Source organism: Bradyrhizobium sp. SUTN9-2 (assembly GCF_003122645.1).
Taxonomy (GTDB): Bacteria; Pseudomonadota; Alphaproteobacteria; order Rhizobiales; family Xanthobacteraceae; genus Bradyrhizobium; species Bradyrhizobium yuanmingense.
Genome location: NZ_LAXE01000001.1, coordinates 4,791,080 through 4,794,470, shown reverse-complemented (window position 1 = coordinate 4,794,470; position 3,391 = coordinate 4,791,080). Strand labels below are relative to the sequence as shown.

General features: G+C 53.3%; 4 protein-coding genes. All 4 read right to left on the bottom strand.

Annotated elements, in window-relative coordinates:
- Positions 1 to 150: 150 nt before the first annotated feature.
- Entirely contained in the window at positions 151 to 1,107 is a 957-nt protein-coding gene (locus XF30_RS22130; RefSeq protein ID WP_158284408.1) for a phosphotransferase, read from the bottom strand.
- An 11-nt stretch (positions 1,108 to 1,118) separates the two neighbouring features.
- A complete protein-coding gene (locus XF30_RS22125) occupies positions 1,119 to 2,234 on the bottom strand; it encodes a DegT/DnrJ/EryC1/StrS family aminotransferase (RefSeq protein WP_158284407.1) in 1,116 nt (371 codons plus the stop codon).
- A 49-nt stretch (positions 2,235 to 2,283) separates the two neighbouring features.
- Positions 2,284 to 2,964 (bottom strand): PqqD family peptide modification chaperone, encoded by a 681-nt coding sequence (locus tag XF30_RS22120; RefSeq protein WP_158284406.1) that lies wholly within the window; start codon positions 2,962 to 2,964, stop codon positions 2,284 to 2,286.
- A gap of 83 nt (positions 2,965 to 3,047) precedes the next feature.
- Positions 3,048 to 3,391 (bottom strand): hypothetical protein (locus XF30_RS38195; protein WP_158284405.1); only part of this gene is annotated, 344 nt, incomplete at its 5' end.

Genomic DNA, 3,391 nt, shown 5'->3' with positions numbered 1-3,391 from the left:
CCGGCGGGGTGAACGTCGATTAGGACGGTTACATCGGCGCGCTGAGCGTCCCCTTCAATTGTCTGGACTCGAAGGCCAACAAAATAGCCTTTCAGGAAAGCGATGAAACCCGCCGAGTTAGAACTAACGACCACTCGAAACTGATCATCGTCAAAGGATATGACAGCCTGCATCGAATGGATTCACCATGAGAGACTTCAATAATTTGACGCGAAACGAAGCGTAATCCTGTAGTTCGGGATCCAATTCGTCTCCAGGTTGGTAGCCGTATAAATCAAGCGACTGCACAGCGCAGAAGAAGCGAACGGCTTCTGGCAAACTACAGGCTAAAGTTCCTCCAGCAGCCAAATACTTCGCGCAAAACCTGCTAAACTTGGACCAATTTATCGATGCGTGGGCATCGATACTAAACATAATGGCCGCACGTACAACCTCGTACTCCGTTGGGAAGCGTCGCATTAGATCGAAATCGATCGCGAGAAGCTTGCCGCTTTGATCTCGGATTACATTCGAAGGGTAGAAGTCCCCGTGGATAAGAGAGTTCCAGGACTGGTCCATGCCGAACACCAGTCCCTGCATTTGGAGCCTGGTAAAAGCCAGGCGCTTTTCGTTGATTCGGGATACAGTCGCTGGCGACGCTGTTTCCAGGATAAGGGGAAACCGATCCTCAAACAGCCTGTGCATTTCGCGCAGCGTAGGGGACGGCAGATCAGTCTCCCAGCGCATCGTACTAATTCCACTGTGGATGCCCGCCAGGAGGGCCGCAGAAGGCTCGAGGTCAAGCGGGTTATCGCTCTCGGCGGCGCGCCCTTCGATGTACTCGCTCAAGGTCGCGACGTAGCCGCGCGCTTCCTCGCCGAGAGTTGGATCCGGCAAAATCAGATCGATCCGGGGGGCAAGTGCGGTCGTACCATTTGCAATTTCGTTCTGGATTGCACATCTTCTCAAAACGGCGGCAACGGGTTCGGCTAATCTATTGATCTTAATTACAACAACGCGTCCGCATTGATCACGGCAAAGAAAGACTTTCTGCTTTCGCGAAGGAAGTGACGCGTAGAGGGTGACGCCAGCTTGTTTGCAAAAGTTGTCGACGAGGGTGCGGAGCAACGGTTCATCTCTCACGAGCGGCCCTCGATCTTCTCGCAAGCTTCTGCAATAGCGTTTGCTATGTAAGCATTCTCGTCGTCTGTCATGAGAGGGTGGATCGACGGACAGAAAATGCGAGACCCTATATCCTCCGCAACCGGATTGTTCCTACTTGCAACAAGATTCGCAATGTACGAATTGCTCTTCCATGTCGGCTCGTTCGCAACAACGCAGCCGATGCCCAACTCTTCGAGAGCGTGCATCACGTACGTCCGAGCCTCGGGGGATTTCGGTCCCTTCAATAGCAAGGTGTACAAATTATAGGAGCATCTGTCGTTCGGCCCGTCAGTCGGCAAAACCAACGCGTCACATCTTCCGAGGATTGAATTGCGCTGCAGAGCAAGTTGGCGGCGTCGGTTCACCAGCGCATTCAATTTTCCGAGCTGAACTTGTCCTACTGCCGCCTGAATCTTTGTGAGCTTAAAATTCGAGCCCCAAGCTCTGCCAAGGCCGAAGGAACGTATTTCGCGGGCTCGTCTCGCGAAGGCTTGATCGTTTGTAACGATCATTCCGCCTTCGCCTAATGTCGTGATGATTTTTTTGCTTTGGAAGCTGAAAACCGTCATCGACCCGCGGCTGCCAATCTTTTCCGATTGATACTCAGCGCCACACGCCCGGCAGGCGTCATAGATAGAAATTATGGGGCGGGTCTTCTGAGAATCTGAGTACTCATGAATGACCTTCTCAATCGCGTCGATTTTTGCTGGATGGCCGTTCATGTGAGTGACCACCACCGCCCGCGTGCGGGGAGTGAGTAGCGCTTCAAGGTGGGTGGGGCTGATATTCAGAGAAGGAGCCTCGGGCTCGGCCAATACGAGCCGCGAGCCGCGACCCAGAACCGCCAGGTGCGTGCCGTGGAAGTTGATCGCGCAAGAAATAACTTCGTCGTCTGGTCCGACTTCAGCTATCGCAAGTGCGATGTCAAGGCCGGTTCCTCCGCCATTCACGGCGATGGCATGCTCTGCACCGACATACTCTCTAAACCCTAACTCAAAACGCTCGACCATTTCGTGGGCTTTAAATCCACGATCGATATGCAGGGAGTCATAGTACGCCGACTGAAGCGCGCGAAACTCCTGGTCTCCCAAGACGCTTCCCAGCGGGGGCTCACCAGGCCAATAGCGTGATAGCTGTTCGTTATGCGAGATTGGCATTTGTAAGAGTAAAAGCGAGCTCTTGAACTGCTGTTTTTGTGCTGTCCCATTCTGCTAAGCGGACGGCCTCGTCGAGCGCAAACCATCCAAATTCAGAATGTTCCGACGAAATTGAAATAGCTTGATCTGTGGCAATCTTGACCGAGAATGAGTATTCGCGCACGACGGCAAGTCGTGGACACCAGTCAGCGTGCGGAAAATGCCTAGCGGGCACACTTGCTACCGTCTGTAAGGGGAAAACAGGTTGCCCTGCCAACCCCGCTTCTTCGGCAAGTTCTCTAGCTGCGGCCTCGATTGGGCTTTCCAGATCTTGTCCACCGCCCGCGATACCTTGCCAGCAAAGGAGATCAGATCTTCGTAGCAAAGCAACCTCAAAACGATGATCACTACACTCTCTGTATGGGATTACGAGTATCTGGAATGGAGCGCGTCTCGCAGGAACAGTTGCGCTGGAGACAAACTCCAGGAAGCCAAGCTGATCAAGCTCCCGCAGGTATTCCAGCACGTCAGAAAGTGATGCCGGGCGCCTTTGAGCAGCGCCAAGCCTTACGACGATGTCGGAAACAGTCGATCTCCCGTCGAGCATTTCGCAAACGGCGGTACCGAGTTCATTTTGCAAATAGGCTCGTTCGCGAGGATATCCCTTTGCGTAGGAGCTAATCACGAGGCGTCCGTCCTGATATGTACGCCTGCATTCCAACGATAGGCGCAATATCGTGTCCGCGCTCAAGTCCTGGGCTAGGCTCATCAACCCTTGTCTCCGTGGAAAGTGAGCGGGTGCGCATCTACGAGACGGTTGACCGTTGTAATCAAATTTGACGTGACCCACAGGAGCCGCGAAACTAGAGGGTGCATCTCATCGTTGGTGGTAGGCCAACTCGAATTTAGCCAGTGATACTCTGCTGCGAGATTGATGTCGCGGGATGAGAGCCCCTGGATGAGTGCATAGCGGTTCTTGCGCTGAACATCTTGGTTTCCGAGTGCAGCCATCAATCCTTCGATTGCATAGTTTAAGGCTTCGCGGCCTCTTAAGAGTGAGAAGTCATATCTCTGATCTCTTAAGCCGCCAATGGCATCCTGCAATACAGTAT